Origin of the sequence: Cellulosimicrobium composti (assembly GCF_010287905.1) — a bacterium.
Classification (GTDB): domain Bacteria; phylum Actinomycetota; class Actinomycetes; order Actinomycetales; family Cellulomonadaceae; genus Cellulosimicrobium; species Cellulosimicrobium composti.
The window spans coordinates 23,152-45,859 of record NZ_JAAFAN010000015.1 but is presented as its reverse complement, the minus strand read 5'-3'; the positions used below and the strand labels follow the sequence as shown (position 1 = coordinate 45,859).

Sequence of the window (22,708 nt, the reverse complement as noted above, 5' to 3'; positions counted from 1 at the left end):
CCCCCGCTCAGCGGGCGCGCGCCGGGCCGGCGACGACGAGCACCCCGTCGTCCGGGCCCAGGCCCGCGAGCGCCGCGGGCAGGTCGTCCACCGCGAGGTCGGCGTGCGCCGGGAGCGCGGCGACCACGTCGTCCCACTCGGGCGACGCGTCGTCGACCTCGACGCTGTGCCCGTCCACGAGGTCGAACGACACGTAGCGCGCGGTACCGCCCGCCGCCGCGAGCGCGAAGGCGGTGACGCGGCGTACGTCCGACCACGGCGCGAGGACGCCGCCCTGGCCGTCGTCGACCTCGACGCCGCGCGCCGAGACGGCGACCCGCATCGGGTGCGGGCCCGTCACCCGGCGACCTCCGCCGCCTCGAGCCACGCCGCCTCGAGGTCGTCCTTCTCGGCCGCGAGCGTGCGCAGCTCGGCGTCGAGCTCGGCGACGGCCGCGAAGTCCGTGGCGTTCGCCGCGATCCGTTCGTGCAGGCGCGCCTCGGCCTCCGCGATCTTCGACAGCCGTCGCTCGATGCGGTTGATCTCCTTCTTCGCCGCGCGGACCTCGGCGGCGCTGGGCCCGGCCGGGGCGGCCGCGTCCGGCGCGCCCTCCGCCCCGCCGTCGCCCCCGGCCGCAGGCGCGAAGCCGCTCGACGCCGCCCCGGGAACCGCGAGCGCCGCGCGCCGTAGCTCGAGGTACTGCTCGACGCCGCCCGGAAGGTCGCGCACCCGACCGTCCCCGAGCAGCGCGACCTGGCGGTCCGCGACGCGCTCAAGCAGGTAGCGGTCGTGCGAGACGACGACGAGCGTGCCGGGCCAGCCGTCGAGGAGGTCCTCGAGCGCGGCGAGCGTGTCGGTGTCGAGGTCGTTCGTGGGCTCGTCGAGCAGCAGCACGTTGGGCTCCGCGACGAGCAGGCGCAGGAGCTGCAGGCGGCGGCGCTCGCCGCCCGAGAGGTCGCGCACGAGGGTCTGCGACCGCTCGCGCGTGAACCCGAGGCGCTCGACGAGCTGGGACGCCGTGAGCTCCTTGCCGTCCACGACGACCGAGCGCTTCTCGCTCTCGATGACCTGCACGACGCGCAGGCCCGCGATGTCGTCGAGCTCGCCGACGTCCTGCGACAGCTCCGCGACGTGGACGGTCTTGCCGCGCTTGACCCGCCCGGAGTCGGGCTCGCGCCGCCCGGCGAGGAGCGCGAGGAGCGTCGTCTTCCCGGCGCCGTTGACCCCGACGACCCCGTACCGGTCGCCAGGTCCCAGACGCCACGTGACGTCGTCGAGCAGCACGCGCTCGCCCTGACCGTCCTGGCGCGGCACCGCGACCGTCACGTCCTCGAGGTCGAGCACGTCCTTGCCGAGCCGCTTCGTCGCGGTGCGCGTGAGCTCGAGCGTGTCGCGCGGCGGCGGGACGTCGGCGATGAGCGCGGCGGCGGCGTCGAGGCGGAACTTGGGCTTGGACGTGCGCGCGGGCGCGCCGCGCCGGAGCCACGCGAGCTCCTTGCGCAGCAGGTTGTCGCGCTTCTCCGCCGCGACGGCCGCGGTGCGCTGGCGCTCGGCGCGCGCGAGCACGTACGCCGCGTACCCGCCCTCGTAGCCCTCGACCTGGCCCGAGCCGTCGCCGCGCACCTCCCACATGCGCGAGCACACGGCGTCGAGGAACCAGCGGTCGTGCGTGACGACCACGAGGGCGCCCTTCGCGCCCGGGCGGGCGAAGCGGTCGCCGAGGTGCGCGGCGAGCCACGCGACGCCCTCGACGTCGAGGTGGTTCGTGGGCTCGTCGAGGAACAGCACGTCGTGGTCGGCGACGAGGAGGGCCGCGAGCGCGACGCGCCGCCGCTGCCCGCCGGACAGCGTGTCCGCCGGGGCGTCGAGGTCGAGGTCGCCCAGCAGCCCCGCGTGGACGGTGCGGATGCTCGCGTCCGACGCCCAGGCGTGGGTCGCGGCGTCGCCGTGCACGAGGTCGCGGATCGTCGCGCCGGTGCCGACGTCGTCGCGCTGGTCGAGCAGGCCCACCCGCAGGCCGCCCACGCGGGTGACGCGGCCGCCGTCGGGCTGCTGCGTGCCCGCGAGGAGGCGCAGGAGCGTGGTCTTGCCGGCCCCGTTGGGGCCGACGATGCCGACGCGGTCGCCGTCGTCCAGGCCGAGCGAGACGTCGTCGAGCAGGGTGCGGGTGCCGACGGTCAGCGAGATGCCGTCGGCGCCGAGGAGATGAGCCACACCGTCGAGCGTAGCGACCTCGGCGGCGTCCTCGTGCAGGGCGCCGGGCGCTCAGCCCGACCGCGCGTCTCGGCCCGATGGGGACTCCTCCCCCTTGCGCCGGGCCGCGCCATGACGAAGGGTGACCGTGACAACCGTCCCCCTGCCAGCAGAGGTTCACCATGTCCTTCTACGGTGCCGACGTCGCCGCGCTGCGCGGGCTCGCCGACACGTTCCAGGGCGAGTCCGCGAAGCTCGAGGCGACGACCTCGGCGCTGCGCGCCGCCGTCACGTCGACCCCGTGGGCAGGTCCGGACGCCGAGGCGCTGCGGGCACGGTGGCACGGCGAGATGGAGGCGGCGCTGCGAGCGTCGTCGACCCTGCTCGACGACGGCGCGCAGAAGCTCCGCGTGCAGGCCGAGCAACAGGACAGCGCGAGCGCCGTCGACGGCGGCGGGAGCAGTGGCGGCGGTGCTGGCGGCGGCGGCGGTGGCGGCGGGATCCCTGGTCTGCCGGGCGATCGCACCCTGCCCGACCTGCCGCCGATGACCGAGCAGCAGGAGCCGCCGACGATCGTCGCGACGGAGCACGTGACGTACGAGCAGGGCATCGGGGCCGGCCCGGGGGAAGGGAGCGCCGGGTTCGAGTACCGCATCGACGAGCTCTCCGACGGGACGTTCCGGGTCACCCAGCTCGCCGGGGGCAGCCTGGGGGTCGGAGAGGGCACCCCGACCCCCTACGTCGAGGGGCACGTGAACGAGCACGGCGTCAACCTCGGCGCGCAGGCGGGCGCCTCGGGCGGGGCGGTGCTGAACGTCGGGAGCGAGTACACCTTCGCGAGCCAGGAGGAGGTCGACGCCTTCCTCGCTTACCAGCAGCGCCAGACGATGCACTACATGGGGCCGGAGCTCGGGTCGTACGTGCCGCCAAGGCCCGACGCCACGATCGTCGAGGCGGGCGCCTACGCGACCGGGTCCGCCGGGGGTGCGGTCGTCCCGCTCGCCGGAGGCAGGGCCGAGGTCGAGGTCGAGGGCCTGGTCGGCACCCGAGTGGACAACAACACGGGCACCACGACGGTCTACGTCCGCGGCGACGCCGGCGCAGGCATCGAGGGCACGGGGATCGTCCCGGGCAGCACGGACCTCGGCGGGCCCGGCGTGTACGCGATCACGTACGACGCGAGCGGCAACGTCGTGCCCAACCCGCCGAGCTCGCTCATCACGACGCCCCCCGGCGGGACGGTCGTGAAGGAGCAGGGTGCCGGGTTCTCCGCCGGGACGCCGCTGCCCGTGGTCGGCGGCGGGAGCGTCTCGGTCGGAGGGTCGCGCACCCGCACCGAGTACCCCGAGCAGGGCTGATCGGCGGCCTCTCCTACTTCAGTCCCGTGTGCGCCAGGCCCTGGACGAACTGCTTCTGCGCGACGAGGAACACCGCGAGGACCGGCAGCACCGTGAGCGTCGTCGCGGCGAGCTGGACGTTCCACATCGGGCCGCCGTAGGCGTCGACGTACTGCGTGAGCGCCTGCGGGAGCGTGAACCGGTCCTTGCTGGACAGGTACACGATCGGCTCGAGGTACAGGTTCCACGACTTGAGGAACGTGAAGATCGCGACGGCCGAGATCGCCGAGCGCGACAGCGGGAACGCGATCCGCCAGAAGATCCCCCACCGCCCGAGGCCGTCCATGCGCCCCGCCTCCTCGAGCTCGCCGGGGAGCCCGAGGAAGAACTGGCGCATGATGAACGTCGCGAGGACGCTCGGCGCCCCGAGGATCGGGATGACCACGAGCGGCCAGTGCGTGTCGATGAGCCCGAGCGAGTTGACCATCCGGAACAGCGGGACGATCGTCACCTCCGACGGCACGAGCAGCCCGACGAGCACGAGCAGGAACAGCGCGTTCGCCCCGGGGAACCGGATGCGCGCGAACGCGTACCCGGCCATCGAGGCCACGAGGATCGTCCCGACCGTCACGACCACGGCGATGTAGAGGCTGTTCCAGTACTGCTGCGCGAACGGCTGCAGCCGGAACACCTCGCCGTACGCCGCGAAGGACGGGTCCTGCGGCCACGGCGTCGGCACCGCGCGCAGGATCTCGCTCATCGGCTTGAGGCTCGACGTCGCCATCCACCACGTGGGGAAGACGAACGGGACGCTGAGCACGACGAGCAGCGCCACGAGCGCCCCGCGGCCCCAGCGGCGCCGGGACCGCGCCGCCCGGTCGCGCCGTGCGGGCGCGGGCCGCGCGCGGTCCCTGCCGTCGCCGCCCGTGCCCGACGCCGCGGGTCGGGCGGGGGCGTCGTCCGCGCCAGGGAGCGTGGCCGGGCCGGGCATCACGTCAGACTTCATGGAAGACCCACCTCTTGCGCGTCTGCCACTGCACGAGTGTCAGGACGAGGACGATGACGAACAGCAGGACGGAGATCGCGCTCGCGTAGCCGAAGTCGTTGAACCGGAACGCCTGCTGGTACAGGTAGTAGACGAGCACCGTGGTCGAGCTCCCCGGCCCGCCGCCCGTGAGCACGGCGATCTGCGCGAACACCTCGAGCGACCCCACGATCGTGAGGATCGAGACGAGCAGGACGGTCGGGCTGATGAGCGGGAGCGTGATCGAGCGGAACCGCCGCCACGCGCCCGCGCCGTCGATGCGCGCGGCCTCCTGGATCTCCTCGGGCACCCCCTGCAGCGCCGCGAGGAACAGGATCATGTTGAGGCCCACGTTCTTGAAGACCTGCACGACGATCACCGAGAGCATCGCGGTCGTCTCGCCGCGCAGCCAGTTCGGGCCCTCGACGCCGAGCAGCGACAGGAAGCCGTTGATTCCGCCGTCGGCCTGGAGCAGGAAGCTCCACACGATCGTCCACGCGACGAGCGACACGACGACGGGCGAGAAGAAGAACGTGCGGAACGTCGTGGTGCCCGGGAGCCGCTGGTTGAGCGGCACCGCGAGGAGCAGCGCGAGCGTGATGTTGAGGACCACGAGCCCGACGGAGAACCACAGGCTCGCGAGCAACGAGTCGCGCAGCCCGGGGTCGGCGAGCATGCGCTCGTAGTTGTCCGCGCCCGCGAACGTGAACGTGTTCGCGAGGACGTTCCACTCGTGCAGGGAGTACCAGACGACGGCGACGAGCGGCGCGACGACGAACGCGAGCGCGCCGAGCACGGCGGGCGCGACCATGGTGTAGCCCACGGCCGCGTCCCGTCGTGCGAGTGCGGAGGACGCCACGCTCAGTCCCCGAGCAGGGGCTGGATCGCCGCGCACGTGTCGGCGAGGACGCCCTCGACGTCCGCGTCGGCGGTCCACAGCGCGTCGAGCTCGGCGCGCACCGTGTCCTGCAGCTTGGCGAAGCTCTGGTGCGACGGCTTGGTCACCGCGCCCTGGATGCCCTCGACGACGACCGCCTGGAGCTGCTCCTCGCTGAGCCTCGGGTTCGCCGCGCCGAGCGTCTCGGCGTTCAGGAGCGACTCGCGCGGCGGCGGGAAGTACGCGGCGAGCGTCTCGGCGTTCTCCGGGTTGGTGAACCACGCGAGGAAGTCGGCCGCGACGTCCGGGTGCTCCCCGGCGGCGAAGACGCCGATGCCGGCCTGGCCGATGACGTTCTGCTGGCCCGCCGGGCCCGCCGGGAGCGGCACGACGTCCCACGCGAACGAGTCGTCGAGCGCCGACGCACGGCTGATCTGCGTGATCGTCATCGCGGAGTCGCCCGCGAAGAAGTCGGCGGTCGTGCCCGGGCCGGGCAGGGCCTTGTCGACGAACGTCGCGTCGTGGATCCACGTGAGCGCGTCGACCATCTCCGGATCGGTGAACGTGCACTGCGTGCCGTCCTCGCTCCACGGCGCGGCGCCCCAGCCGTCCCAGACCGTCGACAGGTTCTCCCAGATCTTGTAGTCGAAGTCGCGCACCACGAGACCCTGCTTGCCCGACGTCGCCGCGGCGGCCTGCGCGATGTCGCGGGCCTGGTCGTACGTCCACTCGCCGGACGCGACGAGGTCGGCCGGGTTCGGCTGGCCCGCCGCGGCGACCTGGTCGGTGTTGACGAACAGCGCGAACGGCGAGTTGGAGAACGGGTAGGCGTACAGGCCGCCGTCCTTCTCCCACAGCGCGAGCGACGAGTCGAGCAGGTCGTCGTACTCGTAGCCCTCGGTCTCCCGGAGCTTCGGGGCGACGTCCACGAGCGCGCCGCTCGCGACGAACTCGGGCGCGTAGCTCTCGAGGATCCATGCGAGGTCGGGCGCGTTGCCGCCCGCGAGCTGCGTCGTGAGGGACGTCGTGTAGTCCTCGAACGGGATGGTCTCGAACGTCACGCCCGAGACGAGGTCCGGGTTCTCGGCGACGTACGCGTCGGCGATCTCCTGGAACTGCGCGAGCTGCGTCTCGTCGGCCGTCCAGACCGTCATGCGCAGCTCGACCGGCTCGCTCGGGGTGCTCGGCTCGCCGGAGACGTCGTCGCCGCCGCCGGAGCACGCGGTGAGGACGAGGGCCAGCGCGGCACCGCCGGCGGCGAGGGGCACGCCGACGAGGCGGCGTCGGGCCGGGGTGCGGCGGGTGAGGGGGGGTCATCAGTTCTCCTTCGGACTGAGGGGGTCGTGCGTCGGTCGCCGTCGGGCGGCCGGGTCAGTAGGGGTGGGCCTCCGCGGGCCAGCGCAGCTCGACGCCCGCCCGGACGAGCTCGTCCTGGTAGTCGGCGAGCAGGTCGGCCTTGGACTGGACGGCGTGCGGGGTGCGCCCCGTCGCGAGGCAGTGCGCCGCGAGGTGTCCCGCGGCCTCGCCGATGTTCCACTCGACGGGGTGCAGTCGGTAGCACCCGTTGGTGATGTGCGTCGTGCCGATGTTCTTGTTGGCGGCGAGCAGGTTGGTCACGCGCTGCGGCAGCAGCGCGCCGAGCGGGATCTCGAACGGCGTCGACGCGACGTCGATGTACGTGTCGCCGCCGGTCGAGGGGTGCAGGTCGATCCGGTACATGCCGACGCCGACCGAGTCGTCGTAGCGCGTCGCGCCGCGGTCGCCGCGCACGGCGTACGAGACGTCGTTCTCCGTCACCGTCGTCACGGCGCGCAGGCGGCGGGACTCGCGGTGGTAGGCCGCCTGGGCGAGCCCGTCGGCCGAGCCCATGACGTCGGGCCGCAGGCGCAGGCCGGGGAACCCGGTCCCGCCGTCGGCGCGGGGCGCCTCGGTCTGCATCCAGTAGAGCATCGAGAGGCTGAGCTGGCGGGCGTCGGCGATCCGGGCCTCCTCCACGTCGCGCGGCACGTCGAGCACGGGCGCGAGGAAATAGTCGATGCTCGGCCAGTTCACGAGGCACAGGTCGCTCGCGTAATGGCCGGGCGCGAACAGGTCGCGGGCGGCGATGCGCCGGAACGTCCACAGGTTGCCGTCGCCGGGGTTCTTCGACTGGTCGGCGTCGACGGCGCGCGCGTCGTCCCCCGGGTTCGGGGTGAACGACCGCACGTCCATCGCGAGCGTGCGCGGGTTGGGCGCCTCCCACGACAGCATGCGCCGCCCGTTCCACGGTCCGGGTGTGTAGGTGCTCCAGAAGCCGTAGCGCTCGGGGCGGTCGATCGTGTGGTCGCCGTCCACGTGCTCGACGGCGAAGCACACGCTCAGCGCCTGCACGTTGTCCGGCTGCGCCTCGTCGGGAGCGCTCGGCTCGCCCGTCTCGCGGTTCGACTCGAAGCCCGTGACGTACTCGGTGCCGGTCAGCGGCAGGAGCTCTCCCGTCTCGGTCGCGTCGACGACGTACGCGGCGCGGACCGTCACGGCCCCGTCGCCGACCGCGCCGTCGCCCGGGGTGACCGGGGTGAGCGTCACGGAGGTGACGCGGTCGCCGTCGGTCGTGGCCGCCGTCGGGCGTACGCGCTCCAGCAGGCGGACGCGGCCCGCCGACCGCCACGGGGCGAGCATCTCCTCGAGCACGCCGACCGCGACGCGCGGCTCGTGGCACAGCTTCGAGACCCAGCCCGCGCCGGGGTTGAGCGCGTCCCACGTGCGCGCGGCGTCGGTGAGCGGGTATGAGCGCCGGTAGACGTCGCGGATGCCCTCGCGCAGCGCGCGGTAGCGCGCGGTCACGCCGAACCGCTCGACCCACGCGCTCTCGTCCGGCGGCACCGCCTGGGACGTGAGCTGCCCGCCGATCCACGGGTGCTCCTCGGTGAGGACGACGCGGGCGCCCCGCTCCGCCGCGGCGAGCGCGGCGGCCACGCCGCCGAGCCCGGCGCCGACGACGAGGACGTCTGCCTGCAGGTCTGGATGGGTCACGCTGGGGTCCGTTTCTCTGGTGCTCGGGTTCGGGTCGGGGGGCGTCAGACGCCCGGTGCGGTCGCGGGCGCCGGCCGTGCCGGGGCCACCGGCCGTGCGGGGGCCGCGACACGACGCCGCGCGGGCGGCGCGGCGACGGTCTCGCCGTCGACGTCGACGCACTCCAGGAGCTGGTGGAGCTCGTCCTCGGGGACGGTGAGGCCGCGCGTGGCCCGCCGCCCGGAGCGCGTCGGGCCGGTGTCGGCCGCGACGAGGCGCGAGAGGAGGACGAGGGCGCGCGCGCCCATCTCCTCGCGCGGGATCGAGAACCCCGACCACCGGCGCCCGCCCGGGCGGCCGTGGTGGGGCTGGCCGAGGAGGAGGAACGACACGTCCTCGGGCACCCGCACGTCGCGGCGCTCGAGCTCGTCGACGAGCTCCTCGGGGTAGTTCTCCGGGGCGACCACGACCGCGGTGAGGCGCTGGTCGACGATCTCCGCGGCGGTGGCGGCGACGTCGTCGAGCTCGACGAACCGCACCGTGAGGCCGTGCGCCTTCATCGTGGCGCGGTAGGCGTCCACGCGGTCGAGCGTCGGCTGGTCGGTGCCGCGCGGCCCGACGTAGCCGATCCGCTCGTGCCCGAGCGTGACGAGCCGCTCGACCTGCCGGGCGGTCGCCGTGACGTAGTCGGCGCCGACGTAGGGCAGCCGCCCGCCGTCGCTCCCGCGCTTGCCGATGAAGACGAACGGGTAGTTCGTGTCGAGCAGGTGCTGGAGCTCGCCGCGGTCCTCGTGCTGGCCGAGCAGGAGGCAGCCGTCCGCGATACCGAGCCGCTGCCACCCGTCGCGCGTGAGGCGGCGACGACCGTCGACGACGCGCGCGCTCGTGAAGAGCAGGATGTCGATGCCGAGCTTCTCGGCCGCGTGCTCGATCCCGACGAGGAACGGGCCGTAGAAGTCGCGGCCGGCGCGCGGGAACGTCGCCTCGTAGGTGAAGACGCCGAGGATCTGGTTGTGCCCGCCCGCGAGGCGCTGGGCGACCGGGTTCGCGGAGTAGCCCGTGATCCGGATCGCGTCGAGCACGCGCTGGCGGGTCTCCTCGCTGATCCGCACCCCGGCGGGCGTGGAGTCGTTCAGCACGAACGAGACCGTCGCCTGGCTGACGCCGGCCATCGCGGCGACGTCGGCCTGGGTGATGCGGTGCCTCGGCATGGATCCTCCTCGATCACGTCGTCGATGACGTGATGAGGAGTCTCGCGAGCGGCGCGCGCCGAGGTCAACGCGATAATACGCATTATTACGCCGGGAGCCGCACGCCTGCGCGCCTGGTCCCCGCTCCGGTGATCCGTATTACGACCGCCCGCGCAGGCTCCGGACCGTCTTCGGGCGGGCGGCGGGCGGACTTCCGGCGGGCGACGGACGGGCGCGCACGGGACGGGCCCGGGACCGCACGCCGAGGTGCGGTCCCGGGCCCGTCGCAGGGCGCCGTCGGCGGGCTACCCGCAGGTCACCGCGTCGTAGGTCGCGGTGGTCGACCCGCCGCCGTCCCCGACGACCTCGACCGTGGCAGCACCGGACGCGACCTGCGCCGAGCGCGACGCGAACGACTGGTACGCGCTGCGACCCGGCTCGACGTCGGCGACGGTCCGCTCGCCGAACGGCGTCACGAGCCGCACGGCCGCCGGGGCGTCGCCCGCGTTGCGCGCCGTCACGGCCACGTACGCGCGGCCCGCGAGGCAGCGCGCGACCGCGTCCACCTCGACGGCCGGCCCGTCGTCCGCGCACGCGGCCGCCTCCTCGGCCGTGGGCGTCCACCGGAACCAGTCGAACGACGCGACGATCTCCGGTGGCGTCGCGGACCCGCGCATCGCGAACGGCCCGACCCCGGTCGCGCCGAGCGCGGCGACGCCCACCGTGCGCCCCCACGGCGTGAACTCGACGCCGTCGACCGAGACCGACGCCCGCACGTCCGTCCCGTCGCTCGCGAGCCGGAGCCAGAACGTGTCGCCGAGCCCGGCCGGCGGGGCGATCGAGTCGAAGCCCGTGTTGCGGTCGCTGCCGCCCTGGCGCCAGATGAACTCGAGCCGGGCGCCGTTGGAGCCGTGCACGAGGTCGAGCTTCGCGTAGTTCGCGTCGTCGCGGTACAGCAGCAGCCCGCTCTGCTGGAACGTCTGGGCCGGGGACACGGAGACGGCGGTCGTGACCTCCCACGGCCCGTCCGGCACGGCCTGGAGCGGCAGCGACGCGCCGGCCACGCCGGTCGGGTACGCCGGGACGCGCAGCGCGCCGTCGGTCAGCGCATGCCGCGCCGTGCCCTCGCGCACGACCGACCACAGCGCCGGGTCGAGCGCCGCGCCGTCGAACTCGTCCGACCCCGCGCCGCGGCACTGCTCGCGCAGCGGGTCAGGGTCCTGCCCGGGCTCGGGCGGCCGCACCGCGTCGGGGTCGCGCTGCGCCCACGCGATGGTCGCGCCCAGCCGGTCGCCGGACTCGTAGAAGAGGTACGTCTCGTCGCCGTCGGTGACGATCTCGGGCGCGGCCACCCGGCCGGTGTCGTCGCCGACGCCGCTCGCGCGGTGCAGCTCCCAGCGCGGGCCGACCTGGGTCATCGTCGGGTCGAGCGTGCGCGCGAACGTGATGCCCGTGGAGCCGTGGTAGATCACGTAGAGCTGGCCCTCCCACTCCCACAGGTTGCCGCCGGACACGTTCGTGCCGGTCGCGGCGTCGGGCACGACGAGCGGGTCGGGCCGCACGTCCCACGTGCGCCCGTCGACCGACTCGGCCACCTTGATGCGGCGGATGTCGTCGGTCCGGTTCTGCATGTACGTCATCGCGAACCGGTACCCGGACGACGGGTCGGGGTGCTCGACGACGCGCGCGTACGAGGTCTCGGTGGTCCCCGCGCCGCCGTCGGCGTTGGTCACGGCGACGCCGGAGTCGTCGAACGTCACGCCGTCCGACGACGTCGCCCACCGCGTCGTCGAGTTCTCGCCGTGGAAGTACAGCAGCACCTCGTCCGTCGCGTCGTCCCACAGGACGTCGGGCGACGACACGTGCGACACGTGGTCGTAGAAGGGCGGCCACTCGTTCGCGACGAGCGGGTTGTCCGCGTACTCCGTCCAGGGGCCCTCCAGCGAGTCGGCGTACATGAGCGAGATGCCGCCCGGCGAGTCGTGCGGGGCGTAGTACAGGTACCACTCCCCCAGCGGGTCGTCGAGGTGGGCGCCCGCGTGGAACACGCTCGGGAAGATGAACTCGTCCGTCGGGTTGTAGGTCATCGACTCCTTGTCGGTGATCACGCCGCGGTACTCGAACACCGGCAGGTCGGACGCGGTGGGCGCGTCGCCCGCGGCGGAGACGGTCGCGGTGCTCGCGCCGCCGGGCGCCGGCGTGCTCCCGGCCGCGGCCGTCGCGGGGGCGGCGCCGGCCGCGAGCGACACGGTCAGGGCTGCGGCCAGGGTCGCCGCGGCGCCTGGTCGGCGCCGCGGTGCTGCTGCTCGGGTTCTCACAGGGGACCTCCATCGGTTCCTCGCCGGGGGCGTCGTCGCCGTCCGGGGCCGCGCACGACGGCGCGGGCTCGCTGGCAGTGTGGCCGGTCCGGCGGGGCGGAGGTCAAAGGGATGATGCGCATTATTAGCGTGGTCACCCGGTCGCCGTGACGGCGCTAGAGTCGATCCGACCCTGCGTCGACATCAGACGTCAGATATTTCTCACCTCCGGAGGACCGTCACCGTGCCGCTCTTCGACCTGCCGCTCGCCGAGCTCGAGACCTACGCCCCCGCGCTCGACGAGCCCGCCGACCTCGACGCGTTCTGGTCGCGAACCCTCGCCGAGTCCCGCGCGGCCGGGGGCGACCTCGCCGAGACGGTGCGCCTCGAGCCGGTGGACACCGGCCTCGACCTCGTCGTGGTCGACGACGTGACGTTCCCCGGGTTCGCCGGGCACCCGATCAAGGCGTGGCTCGTGCGCCCCGCGGTACCCCGTGACGAGCCGCTGCCCGCCGTCGTGGAGTTCATCGGGTACGGCGGCGGGCGCGGCCTGCCGCACGAGCACCTCGCGTGGGCGAACGCCGGCTTCGCGCACCTCGTCGTCGACACGCGCGGCCAGGGCAGCCACTGGGGCAGCGGCGGCGGCACGCCCGACCCGGCCGGGTCCGGGCCCGCGGTGCCGGGCGTGCTCACGCGCGGCATCGAGGACCCGCACGACCACTACTACCGCCGCGTCTTCACCGACGGCGTCCGCGCCGTCGACGCCGTGCGCTCGCTGCCCGGGATCGACCCCGCGCGCGTGGCCGTGCACGGCGTGAGCCAGGGCGGCGGCATCGCCATCGCCGTCGCCGCCCTCGCCGACGGCCTCGTCGGCGCGATGCCCGACGTGCCGTTCCTGTGCCACTACCGCCGCGCCGTCGAGATCACCGACCGCGACCCCTACCGCGAGCTCACGCGCTACCTCGCCGTGCACCGCGACGCCGAGGAGCGGGTGTTCCGCACGCTGTCCTACCTCGACGGCGCGCTCCTCGCGCGCCGCGCCGCCGCGCCCGCGCTGTTCTCCGTGGCGCTCATGGACCAGGTGTGCCCGCCCTCGACCGTCTATGCCGCGTACAACGCGTGGGGCGCGGGGACCGCGGGCGACGCACCCGCTGAGCGCGCGATCGACGTCTACCGCTACAACGAGCACGAGGGCGGCCAGGGCTTCCGCTTCGCGCGCCAGCTCGCCTGGCTGCGCGAGCGCACGCGGTAGCCGCCGGGCGCGGGGCCGCCGGCTCAGCGCGCCACGACGCGCGCCCCGGCGGCGGGCGCCGTCGTGCACCACACGGTGTCGCACGCGTCGTTCGCGGTCCACGACGCGGCGATCGCGAGCGCGTGCTGGCGGCTGCGCGCGAGCGCGGCGACCGTCGGGCCCGAGCCCGAGACGATCGCGCCCAGCGCGCCCGCCTCCGTCGCGACGTCGAGGGTGCGCTGCAGCTCGGGCCGCAGCGCGAGCGCAGGCTCCTGGAGATCGTTGCGCAGCACCTGCCCGAGCCCGACGGCGTCGCCCGCGCGCAGCGCCTGCATGAGCGCCGTGTCCTCCGCCAGGTCGAGCTCGGCGGGCCCCCCGACGGTCTCGTCGAACGTGCGGTAGACCTGCGCCGTGGACAGGCCCTCGGCCTGCACCGCGAAGACCCAGTGGAACTCCCCGCGCGTCATCGCGGGCGTGAGCACGTCCCCGCGCCCCGTCCCGACGGCGGTGTGGCCCACGAGCCCGAACGCGACGTCCGCCCCGAGACCGGCGGCGAGCCGCACGAGGTCGGCACGCGGCACGCCGGTGTCCCACAGCGCGTCGCACGCGACGAGCGCGGCCGCGGCGTCCGCGGACCCGCCCGCCATGCCGCCCGCGACGGGGACCTCCTTGTGGATCTCCAGGTGCACGTCCGGGTCGACGCCCACGTGCTCGGCGAGCGCGACCGCCGCCCGCCACGCGAGGTTCGTCCCGTCCGTCGGCACGACGTCGGCCTGCAGCCCCTGGACGCTGAGGGAGACGCCCGAGCCGGGCGGTACCTGGTGGGCGACGACGTCCTCGCTCAGCCCGACCGCCTGGAAGATCGTCACGAGCGGGTGGTACCCGTCGTCCTGCAGCGCCCCCACCCGCAGCGAGAGGTTGACCTTGCCGGGTGCGCGCACGCGGACGGACGGGGGTGGCGCGAGGGCGATGCTCGGCGGACGCGGGGGTGTCACGCGTCCACTGTGCCAGGTCGCCCGGCGGACCGCCCCGCGGCGGGGGGTGCGGTGCGCGGCCCGCGGTCGCCCAGGCCCGCGCGCCGGACGAGCTGCTCCGCGACGCGCGCGAACGCGGCGACGTCGAGCACCTCGCCGCGCGCCTGCGGGTCCACGCCCGCCGCCTCGAGGGCCTCGGCCGCGACGCTCGCCGACCCGGCGAGCCCGGAGAGCGCCGAGCGCAGCATCTTGCGGCGCTGCGCGAACGCGGCGTCGACGACGGCGAAGACCTGCTCGCGCGTCGCCGTGGTGGCCGGGGGCTCGCGGCGGTCGAGCGCGACGAGCGCCGAGTCGACGTTCGGCACGGGCCAGAACACGCTGCGCCCGACGGTGCCCGCGCGTCGCGCGTCGGCGTACCACGCGGCCTTGACGGACGGCACGCCGTACGTGCGCGAGCCGGGCGGTGCGGCGAGCCGGTCGGCGACCTCGGCCTGCACCATGACGAGGACGCGCTCGAGCGAGTCGAACCGCTCGAGGAACGTGAGCAGCACCGGCACCGCGACGTTGTACGGCAGGTTCGCCACGAGCGCCGTCGGCGCCTCGCCCGGCAGGCTGGCGACCTCGAGCGCGTCCGCCCCGACGACCTCGAGCCGGTCGCCCAGGTCGGGCACGTGCGCCGCGACCGTCTCGGGGAGCTGCTTCGCGAGCACCGGGTCGATCTCGACCGCGACGACGCTCGCGCCCGCCTCGAGCAGGCCCAGCGTGAGCGACCCCAGCCCGGGACCGACCTCCACGACGCGCTCCCCCGGTCGCACGTCCGCCGCGCGCACGATCTTGCGGACCGTGCCGCCGTCGTGGACGAAGTTCTGGCCGAGCGTCTTGGTCGGGCGGACGCCGAGGCGCCCCGCCAGGTCGCGGATCTCGGCCGGACCCAGCAGGGCACCTCGGGCGTCGCTCATGGGACGCAAGCCTACCGACCCGGCCGCGGCCCGACCCCGGCGCGGCGCGACCGCACCCAGGGACGACGAAGGGCGGGGCGCCGTGCGCCCCGCCCTCCGCGGTGCGGCCGTCGAGCGGCCGGGTACGTCTCGCCTACCGGGTCAGAGCAGACCCAGCTTGCGCGCGCACGCGGGCCACTGGCCCCAGCCCGACCGGGCCTGGAGCGCCTGGGCGCGCTGCGTCTGCTCGGCGGCCGAGGCCTCCGAGGGGAGGCCGGTGCCGCCCATCGCCTGCCACGTCGGCAGCGAGAACTGGTAGAGGCCGTAGTAGCCGTTGCCCGTGTTCGTCGCGGGGTTGCCGCCGGACTCGCACTGGGCGAGCGCGCCCCAGACGCCGCCGGGGGCGGAGCCGAGGTCGGCGGCCGGGGCGGACGAGCCGCCGGACGACGAGGACGACGACGAGGACGACGACGAGCGCTGCTGCGTCGTGACCTTCGGCTTCGGCTTCGGGCGCTCCTTGGTGCCCTGCACGAGGATCTCGTTCACCGGCGGCGTGGTGACGCCTTCCGACACGAGCTCGCGCGACTCCTCCACGCCGTCGACCGTCGTGACACGGTGCACGGTCGTGTGGACGCCCTCGACGCCCTCCTGCTTGACCGCCGGGTCGAGGTCCTTGTAGCGGTCCGGGTCCTCCTCGGTGACGGTCTCGAACGGCACCGCCTTCTCGGTCGGCACCTCCTCGACCTTCACGCGCTGCACGACGAGAGTCACCGGGGCGTCGGCCGCGGCGTCCTCGGCGGCCGGGTCCTCGGCCGCGGCGTCCGCGGCGGCGTCGTCGGCCGCGGGCTCCTCGCCCTCGACCTCCTCCTGCGCCGCGAGCTGCGCCGTCCTGGCCACGTGGACGCGGTCGAGGTCGCCGAGGCGGATGCCCTGCTGGTCGAGGATCGCGTCGATGCCGATGCTGCCGTCGGGCGCGACCTTCGTCTCGCCGTCGGCCACGACGTTGACCGGGCCGTCCGCGTCGAGGCGGATCGGGAGGGACGCGCGCTCACCGGAGCGCGACGCCACGAGGCGCACGTCGCTGCCGCGCGAGGCGAGGGTCGTCAGGGCCTCGTCCGCGTCGAGCGCGGTGAGCCAGACGGAGGACTGGGAGCCGTCGACCTGGACGGGCACCTCGCGCCCGTAGCGCACGACGACGTCGCCGCCGCCGCGCAGGGCGGAGTCGAGGTCGGGCACGACGAGGTCGCGGTCGCCGACCGCGACGTCCTGCTCCTCGAGCAGGCCCTCGACGGACCCGGCGAAGGTCGTGACGGTGGTGATCTGGCCGTCGACGTCGAGCTCGACGGTCTTGCGCGCGCTGCCGTAGGCGACCGCACCGGTCGCGAGGAGGACGACCGCGGTCGCGCCGGCGACGAAGGGCCAGCGGCGGCGCGAGCGGTGCGCGGTGGTCGCAGGGCTCTGGGGGCTCTCTGCGAGGTCGTCGGTGGTGACGGGGGTCAGGGGGGTGGTGTCGGCGCCGTCGGGGGCGCCAGCCGCGTCAGCGGTCCGGTGGAAGGGGTTCTTCACTCGGGTCCAGTCGTCGGGGGTCCCGGTCACGACGGCTCGACGGCGCGTAGCACCGACCGCGGCCCGCGCAGGACATGGTCCTCCGCGGCGGGCGCACACGTGCGTCCGCGGTTTCTCGAGCGGCCGATCCGGCTGCCGGCGCCACCCCGGCGCCCCTTCCCCAGGGCCCGACGACGGCGCACCGCTCGCGTGGTCCCGTCACGTCCACCCGGTCCTGGTGGGCCCGGGAGGGCGTGCCGATCGCGCGCGAGCGACGTTCGACCGTAACCGATCCGTTATCAAGCGCCAACCCCTGGGGCGTTAGACTGGAGAGTTCTGTCCGGGTTTGGACACGAATGTCAGCGCCACCTGCACGGATTTCTCACCCGCACGTCACCGCTCGGCACCCTGCGCCGGCTCGTCCGGCGCGAGCCGCGCCCGGGCCGCCCGCTCCCCCGCGCGCGCCAGCGTGTCGACGAGCTCGGGCGGGTCGAGCACCGTGAGGTCGACGTCGAGGCCCAGCAGGAAGCCCGCGAGCCGGGCGAGCGAGGTGCCGCCCGTCTCGAGCACGCACGCGTGGGGGCCGTCGTCGACGAGGACCCCGGCACCGGGCGACATCCGCTCGGCGACCACGCCCGCCGGGGCGTGCAGGCGCACGCGCGCCGGGTGCGCCCACGCCTCGGAGCCGACGCCGCGCACCACGTGCGCGACGGCGTCGCCCCCGGGCACGGGCCGGGGCACGAACCGCCGCCCGCCCGGCGTGCGCAGGCGGAGCCGGTCCACGCGGAAGGTCCGCCAGTCGTCGCGGTCCAGGTCGAACGCGAGCAGGTACCACCGGCGCTCGACGAGGACGAGCCGGTAGGGCTCAACGCTCCGTGAGGAGGTGGTGCCGTCGTGCGCGCGGTACCCCAGGCGCAGACCCGTGCGCGCGGAGATCGCCGCCGCGACGTCCGCGAGCACGCGCGGGTCCACGACGGGCCCGCCCGCCGGCGCGCTCGTCACCGCGTCGCGCAGGGCGTCCGCCCGGGCGCGCAGCCGCGCGGGCAGCACGGTGTCGAGCTTGACGAGCGTGCGCCCGGCGACGTCCTCGACGCCCGAGACCGAGCCCGCGGCGGCCGCGCGCAGCGCGACCGCGACCACGGTCGCCTCCTCGTCGTCGAGCAGGAGCGGCGGCAGCGCGGTCCCGGAGCCGAGGCGGTACCCGCCCGCGACGCCGGGCGACGAGCGCACCTCGTACCCCAGGAGCCGCAGCCGCTCGACGTCGTTGCGCACCGTGCGCGTCGTCACGCCGAGCCGCTCCGCGAGCTCCGGGCCGGACCAGGAGGGGCGCGTCGGGAGCAGCGCGAGCAGGCGCAGCAGGCGGATCGAGGTGTCGAGCACCCGTCCATCGTGCCCGACACTGCGGAACCGCACGTTCCGCATGACGTCCTACGGTCGACGTGTCGGCCCCGCCGGGGCTCGGCGGACGGCCGGGTGCACGCCCGGCAGGACGAAGGAGACGAGCATGCTGCGTGGGATGGCGACGCTGAACCTGTGGGCGGACGACCTGGAGGCCGCGTCCGCGTGGTATGCGGAGGTCCTCGGGACGGCGCCCTACTACGTGGTGCCGGGCGGGTACGTGGAGTTCCGCGTCGGCGACCGCGAGGACGAGCTCGGGATCATCGCGCGGTCGTGGTCGCCGCACCCGCAGCCCGACGCACCGGGCGGGGTGATCGTGAACTGGCACGTCGACGACGTCCGGTCCGCGTTCGCGCGGCTCCTCGAGCTCGGCGCGACCGAGTACGAGGGCGTCGTGGAGCGCGGGCAGGGGGAGGGCTTCGTCACCGCGTCCGTGGTCGACCCGTTCGGCAACGTCCTCGGGATCATGCAGAACCCGCACTACCTCGCGATGCTCAAGCGCTGACGCGCGCCGCTCGCGGCGCCCGGGCGCCGCGGCCCCCGGTCCGTCAGTACCAGCCCTTCGCGACCGAGTGCGACCACGCCGAGCACGGCGTGCCGTAGCGGCCCTCGATGTAGCCCAGCCCCCACGTGATCTGCGTCGCGGGGTTGGTCCGCCAGTCGGCGCCCGCGCTCGACATCTTCGACCCGGGCAGGGCCTGCGGGATCCCGTAGGCGCTCGACGTCGGGTTGTCCGCGTCGACGCGCCAGTTGCTCTCCTTGGTCCACAGCTTGTCCAGGCACGAGAACTGGTCGTCGCCCCAGCCGCGCTGCGCGGCGAGCGACCGACCGATCGCGCGCGCGGAGCCCGGGTCCACCGAGACCGAGACGTCCATCGTCCCGACCTTGATGACCTCGTTGCGCGGCTCCGTGGTCACCGTGCGCGTGAGGACCGTGCGTGACACCTCCGCGCCTGCGAGCGTCTGCACGGCGTACGTCGTGACGGCCTCGCCGACCCGACCCGACTGCACGACGACGCGGTGGCCCTTCGGCAGGTTCGGGTCCTCGACCTCCTCCGTCGTGAACGGCAGGACCTCCGTCACCGTCGCCGCCGACGACGCTGCCCGGCTGACGAGCACGAGCATGCCGTCCACCGCGGCCGCGTCGAGCGGTGCGGACGTGCTGTCGCCCTCGGCCAGGACGATGCCCGCCGTCGCGAGGACGCCCCGCACGGTCGGCTCCGCCGTCGTGATGGGCATGACCGCGCCGTCCACGGCGACGTGCACCGTCTTGAGCGTCGAGACGCGGATCCGGTCGCGGCCCAGGGCCTGCGTGCGCGACACCTCCGTCACGGCGCCCTCGGCGCGCGGACCGAGGTAGGTGAGCAGCTCGCCCACCGTGCGCGCCGTCGTCGAGATCGTCTGGACCTGCCCGTCGATCTCGACCGTGACGTCGTGCGCCGTGCGCACGACGATCGTGCCGCCGTCGTGCGCCGCGTCCGTGAGGCCCGGCTCGACGAGGTCGCCCTCGCCGACCGCGACGTCCTGGTAGTCGAGCACCTCGGCGACGGTGCGCCCGTACGCGGAAACCTCGTGCAGCTCGCCGTCCACGTCGAGCGTCACGCTCTTGTGGAGCGACGCGAACGCACCCGTGACGACGACGAGGCTCGCGACGACGAGACCCTGGGCCGCCACGCGCTGCAGGCGCCGCCGACCGGTTCCGTCAGGTGCGAGCACGCGCGCGGTCCCTTCTGCGGGGGGAACGGCCCTCGACGACCACCGAGGGCGGGGTGGGGTGCGGCCGGGCGGCCCGACGCACGGACCTGACCGTAGCCGAAACGTGACCGGGGGTGAAACCTCCCGAACGTCCCGGAACGCCCGTGGCCGGCCGGGCGGTGCGCGCCCGCGTCACCACGCGCCGTACACCGCGACCGAGGTCGCGGCGAGCCGCGCGCACACGTCGACGAGCGGCAGCCCCACCACGTCGGCGACCGTACGCACGGTCGTGGGGAGCACGTACGGCGCGTTGGGCCGGCCGCGGTACGGGTGCGGCGTGAGGTACGGCGCGTCCGTCTCGACGAGGACCTGCCCGAGCGGCACCGCGCGCAGCGCGGCCCGGAGCTCGTCGTTCGCGCGGAACGTCACCGGGCCCGCGAAGGACAGGTACCAGCCCTGCTCGGCGCAGAACCGGGCCATCGCGGCGTCGCCCGAGTAGCAGTGGAACACCGTGCGCTCGGGGGCGCCGTCGCGCGCGAGCACGTCGAGCACCTCGGCGTGGGCGTCGCGGTCGTGGATCTGGAGCGCGAGCCCGAGCTCCTTCGCGAGCGCCACGTGCGCGCGGAACGCCTCGCGCTGTACGGCCTCGCCCCGGGCGCCCGTACGGAACAGGTCCATCCCCGTCTCGCCGATCGCGCGCACGCGGTCGTTCGAGCGAGCGATCGCGGCGATCTCGGCGATCGCGTCGTCGAGCGGGACGTCGTGCCGGGGCTGCGGGTCCGGCTCCAGCCCGTCCGGGCCCACCTCCCGCACGCCGCCGTGCAGCACCGCCTCGTTCGGGTGGATCGCCACCGCCCCGAGCAGCCTGCCGACCCCGCCGAGCATGTGGTCGTCGCCCGTCACGACCTCCGGACGGGCGGTGACCCCATGTTCGGCGGACGGCGCGCCGCGCAGCAGGGCGTCGGTCCACCGGGCCGCGGGCAGGTCGCACCCCACCTGCACGACGCGGTCCACCCCCGCGGCCGCCGCACGCGCGAGGTGCTCCGCGACGCTCGGCACCGGCTCCCCCTCGGGCAGCACGTCGCCGATCGCGTCGAGGTGCGTGTGGTTGTCCACGACCGGGACCGGCAGCGGCTCCGGGTCAGGCGGCCACCCCCGCTCACGCTGCTTCGCCACGGTCAGGCGGTCTCGCGCAGGCGGTCGAGCTCCTCCTCGACGATCGAGTCGTCGAGCTTGGTGAACACCGGCGTCGGCTTCGCGACCGGCGTCCCCGACACCACGGCCCTCGGCTCCCACGTCGCCAGGCCCTCGGCGCGGTAGTCGCCCGTGATGACCGGGTAGTGGCGCGAGTCGTCGTCGAGGTCGGTCACCTCGTCGATGCGCGGCTGCGGCGCGAACGTGCCCGTGCCGCCGAACGCCTCGTGCACCTTCTGCGCCGAGTGCGGCAGGAACGGCGACAGGATCGTGTTGAGGTCGCTCACCGCCTGCGTCACCGTGTGCAGGACCGTCGCCAAACGGTCCGGGTCGGTCTTGAGCTTCCACGGCTCGGTGTCCGAGACGTACTTGTTGACCTCGCCCACCGTCTTCATCGCCTCCGCGACGGCGGCGCGCTGGCGGTGCGTCGCGATGAGCTCGCCCACCCGGCCGAACGCGGTCGTCGTCGTCGCGAGCACGCCCTCGTCGATCGGCTGGCGCTGCCCGGGCTCCGGGATCGCCCCGAAGTTCTTGTGCACGAGGTTCGCCGTGCGGTTCACCAGGTTGCCCCACCCGGCGACGAGCTCGTCGTTCGTGCGGCGCTGGAAGTCCGCCCACGTGAAGTCCACGTCCTGCGTCTCCGGACCGGCCGACGCCACGTAGTACCGGAACGCGTCCGGCTGGTAGCGGGCCAGCATGTCGCGCACGTAGATGACGACGCCGCGCGACGAGGAGAACTTCTGGCCCTCGACGTTGAGGAACTCGCTCGACACGACCTCCGTCGGGAGCTGGAGGTTCCCGTAGGCCCCCGGAGCCCCGCCCTTGCTCCCCCGGCCGTCGTAGCCGAGCAGCTCGGCCGGCCAGATCTGGGAGTGGAACGTGATGTTGTCCTTGCCCATGAAGTAGTACGACCGCGCCTCGGGGTCGTTCCAGAACGCGCGCCACGCGTCCGGGTCGCCGCTGCGGCGCGCCCACTCGATCGACGCCGAGAGGTACCCGATCACCGCGTCGAACCACACGTACAGACGCTTGCTCGAGTTCTCCTCCCACCCGGGCAGCGGCACCGGGATGCCCCAGTCGATGTCGCGCGTCATGGCGCGCGGGCGCACGTCGTCGAGCAGGTTCAGCGAGAACTTCAGGACGTTCGGGCGCCACGCCGTGCGCGTGCGCAGCCAGTCCCCCAGCGCGTCGACGAACGCGGGCAGGTCGAGGAAGAAGTGGTTCGACTCGACGAACTTCGGCGTCTCGCCGTTGATCCGGCTGTGCGGGTTGATGAGGTCGATCGCGTCGAGCTGGTTGCCGCAGTTGTCGCACTGGTCGCCACGCGCGCCGTCGTACCCGCAGATGGGGCACGTGCCCTCGATGTAGCGGTCCGGCAGCGTGCGGCCCGTGGAGGGCGAGATCGCGCCCATGGTCGTCTGCTCGACCATGTACCCGTTCTTGTGGACCGTGCGGAACATCTCCTGCACGACGGCGTAGTGGTTGCGCGTCGTGGTCCGCGTGAACAGGTCGTACGACAGCCCGAGCTGGTGCAGGTCCTCGACGATGACGCGGTTGTACCGGTCCGCGAGCTCCTGCGGCGTCACGCCCTCCTTGTCGGCCTGCACGAGGATCGGCGTGCCGTGCTCGTCGGTGCCCGAGACCATGAGGACGTCGTGACCCGCCATGCGCATGTGCCGGCTGAAGACGTCCGACGGGACACCGAAACCTGCGACGTGGCCGATGTGGCGCGGCCCGTTGGCATACGGCCACGCCACGGCCGAGAGGATGTGGGTCATGGTGCCCGATCCTAGTCGGCCCGCGCGCCCGCCAGCGGGGGCGTCTCGTGCGAGGGGCGCGGACGACG

General features: G+C 74.3%; 18 protein-coding genes. 3 read left to right on the top strand and 15 right to left on the bottom strand.

Features of this window, described 5'->3' with window-relative positions; all coding sequences use genetic code 11:
* Nucleotides 1-7: 7 nt before the first annotated feature.
* Complete coding sequence (locus GYH36_RS06500) at nucleotides 8-340, bottom strand: hypothetical protein (RefSeq protein ID WP_162289433.1); 333 nt, start codon at nucleotides 338-340, stop codon at nucleotides 8-10.
* Entirely contained in the window at nucleotides 337-2,193 is a 1,857-nt protein-coding gene (locus GYH36_RS06495; RefSeq protein ID WP_162289432.1) for an ABC-F family ATP-binding cassette domain-containing protein, read from the bottom strand. The genes GYH36_RS06500 and GYH36_RS06495 overlap by 4 nt, the downstream gene beginning before the upstream one ends.
* A 161-nt stretch (nucleotides 2,194-2,354) precedes the next feature.
* Here GYH36_RS06495 and GYH36_RS06490 point away from each other — a divergent pair, with 161 nt between their 5' ends.
* Nucleotides 2,355-3,530: a WXG100 family type VII secretion target gene (locus GYH36_RS06490; RefSeq protein WP_162289431.1), complete on the top strand. Its 1,176-nt coding sequence runs from the start codon at nucleotides 2,355-2,357 to the stop codon at nucleotides 3,528-3,530.
* 13 nt (nucleotides 3,531-3,543) lie between these two features.
* On the opposite strand, the gene GYH36_RS06485 is transcribed toward GYH36_RS06490, so the two are convergent.
* The 6 genes from GYH36_RS06485 to GYH36_RS20295 all read right to left on the bottom strand — a co-directional run bounded on the left by GYH36_RS06485 (nucleotide 3,544) and on the right by GYH36_RS20295 (nucleotide 11,909).
* Complete coding sequence (locus tag GYH36_RS06485) at nucleotides 3,544-4,515, bottom strand: carbohydrate ABC transporter permease (RefSeq protein WP_225872956.1); 972 nt, start codon at nucleotides 4,513-4,515, stop codon at nucleotides 3,544-3,546.
* Nucleotides 4,505-5,392, bottom strand: a complete 888-nt coding sequence (locus GYH36_RS06480) for a carbohydrate ABC transporter permease (RefSeq protein WP_312028532.1) — start codon at nucleotides 5,390-5,392, stop codon at nucleotides 4,505-4,507. The genes GYH36_RS06485 and GYH36_RS06480 overlap by 11 nt, the downstream gene beginning before the upstream one ends.
* A gap of 2 nt (nucleotides 5,393-5,394) precedes the next feature.
* Nucleotides 5,395-6,678 carry an ABC transporter substrate-binding protein gene (locus GYH36_RS06475; RefSeq protein ID WP_034604732.1) on the bottom strand — a complete coding sequence of 428 codons (1,284 nt, stop codon included), beginning with the start codon at nucleotides 6,676-6,678 and terminating at the stop codon, nucleotides 5,395-5,397.
* Between the two features lie 103 nt (nucleotides 6,679-6,781).
* Nucleotides 6,782-8,422 (bottom strand): FAD-dependent oxidoreductase, encoded by a 1,641-nt coding sequence (locus GYH36_RS06470; RefSeq protein WP_197022559.1) that lies wholly within the window; start codon nucleotides 8,420-8,422, stop codon nucleotides 6,782-6,784.
* Between the two features lie 44 nt (nucleotides 8,423-8,466).
* Nucleotides 8,467-9,612 carry a LacI family DNA-binding transcriptional regulator gene (locus tag GYH36_RS06465; protein WP_024841213.1) on the bottom strand — a complete coding sequence of 382 codons (1,146 nt, stop codon included), beginning with the start codon at nucleotides 9,610-9,612 and terminating at the stop codon, nucleotides 8,467-8,469.
* Nucleotides 9,613-9,896: 284 nt separating this feature from the next.
* Complete coding sequence (locus tag GYH36_RS20295) at nucleotides 9,897-11,909, bottom strand: beta-xylosidase family glycoside hydrolase (RefSeq protein ID WP_162289430.1); 2,013 nt, start codon at nucleotides 11,907-11,909, stop codon at nucleotides 9,897-9,899.
* A gap of 223 nt (nucleotides 11,910-12,132) precedes the next feature.
* Between GYH36_RS20295 and GYH36_RS06455 the strand changes: the two genes are divergently transcribed.
* Nucleotides 12,133-13,140: an acetylxylan esterase gene (locus GYH36_RS06455; RefSeq protein ID WP_162289429.1), complete on the top strand. Its 1,008-nt coding sequence runs from the start codon at nucleotides 12,133-12,135 to the stop codon at nucleotides 13,138-13,140.
* Between the two features lie 23 nt (nucleotides 13,141-13,163).
* On the opposite strand, the gene GYH36_RS06450 is transcribed toward GYH36_RS06455, so the two are convergent.
* The 4 genes from GYH36_RS06450 to GYH36_RS06435 form a co-directional block, all read right to left on the bottom strand.
* Complete coding sequence (locus GYH36_RS06450; RefSeq protein ID WP_024841217.1) at nucleotides 13,164-14,114, bottom strand: 4-(cytidine 5'-diphospho)-2-C-methyl-D-erythritol kinase; 951 nt, start codon at nucleotides 14,112-14,114, stop codon at nucleotides 13,164-13,166.
* Complete coding sequence (gene rsmA, locus GYH36_RS06445; protein ID WP_024841218.1) at nucleotides 14,111-15,052, bottom strand: 16S rRNA (adenine(1518)-N(6)/adenine(1519)-N(6))-dimethyltransferase RsmA; 942 nt, start codon at nucleotides 15,050-15,052, stop codon at nucleotides 14,111-14,113. Before rsmA ends, GYH36_RS06450 begins: the two co-directional genes overlap by 4 nt.
* 141 nt (nucleotides 15,053-15,193) lie before the next feature.
* Nucleotides 15,194-16,627 carry a resuscitation-promoting factor gene (locus tag GYH36_RS06440; protein ID WP_312028531.1) on the bottom strand — a complete coding sequence of 478 codons (1,434 nt, stop codon included), beginning with the start codon at nucleotides 16,625-16,627 and terminating at the stop codon, nucleotides 15,194-15,196.
* Nucleotides 16,628-16,969: 342 nt separating this feature from the next.
* Nucleotides 16,970-17,956 carry a helix-turn-helix transcriptional regulator gene (locus GYH36_RS06435; protein WP_024841220.1) on the bottom strand — a complete coding sequence of 329 codons (987 nt, stop codon included), beginning with the start codon at nucleotides 17,954-17,956 and terminating at the stop codon, nucleotides 16,970-16,972.
* 124 nt (nucleotides 17,957-18,080) lie between these two features.
* Between GYH36_RS06435 and GYH36_RS06430 the strand changes: the two genes are divergently transcribed.
* Complete coding sequence (locus tag GYH36_RS06430) at nucleotides 18,081-18,479, top strand: VOC family protein (RefSeq protein ID WP_162289428.1); 399 nt, start codon at nucleotides 18,081-18,083, stop codon at nucleotides 18,477-18,479.
* 43 nt (nucleotides 18,480-18,522) lie between these two features.
* Here the strand turns inward: GYH36_RS06430 and GYH36_RS06425 are convergent, their stop codons facing one another.
* The 3 genes from GYH36_RS06425 to metG all read right to left on the bottom strand — a co-directional run bounded on the left by GYH36_RS06425 (nucleotide 18,523) and on the right by metG (nucleotide 22,640).
* On the bottom strand, nucleotides 18,523-19,689 hold the full coding sequence (locus GYH36_RS06425) for a resuscitation-promoting factor (RefSeq protein WP_162289427.1): 1,167 nt from the start codon (nucleotides 19,687-19,689) through the stop codon (nucleotides 18,523-18,525).
* A gap of 171 nt (nucleotides 19,690-19,860) precedes the next feature.
* Nucleotides 19,861-20,844, bottom strand: a complete 984-nt coding sequence (locus tag GYH36_RS06420) for a TatD family hydrolase (RefSeq protein WP_162289426.1) — start codon at nucleotides 20,842-20,844, stop codon at nucleotides 19,861-19,863.
* Between the two features lie 2 nt (nucleotides 20,845-20,846).
* Nucleotides 20,847-22,640 (bottom strand): methionine--tRNA ligase, encoded by a 1,794-nt coding sequence (gene metG, locus GYH36_RS06415; protein ID WP_162289425.1) that lies wholly within the window; start codon nucleotides 22,638-22,640, stop codon nucleotides 20,847-20,849.
* Between the last annotated feature and the right edge of the window lie 68 nt (nucleotides 22,641-22,708).

Bases quoted from the DNA above. Each gene is read 5' to 3' on its own strand.
- GYH36_RS06490 (WP_162289431.1), top strand. From the start codon at position 2,355: ATGTCCTTCTACGGTGCCGACGTCGCCGCGCTGCGCGGGCTCGCCGAC.
- GYH36_RS06485 (WP_225872956.1), bottom strand. From the start codon at position 4,515: ATGAAGTCTGACGTGATGCCCGGCCCGGCCACGCTCCCTGGCGCGGAC.
- GYH36_RS06465 (WP_024841213.1), bottom strand. From the start codon at position 9,612: ATGCCGAGGCACCGCATCACCCAGGCCGACGTCGCCGCGATGGCCGGC.
- rsmA (WP_024841218.1), bottom strand. From the start codon at position 15,052: ATGAGCGACGCCCGAGGTGCCCTGCTGGGTCCGGCCGAGATCCGCGAC.
- GYH36_RS06430 (WP_162289428.1), top strand. From the start codon at position 18,081: ATGCTGCGTGGGATGGCGACGCTGAACCTGTGGGCGGACGACCTGGAG.
- metG (WP_162289425.1), bottom strand. From the start codon at position 22,640: ATGACCCACATCCTCTCGGCCGTGGCGTGGCCGTATGCCAACGGGCCG.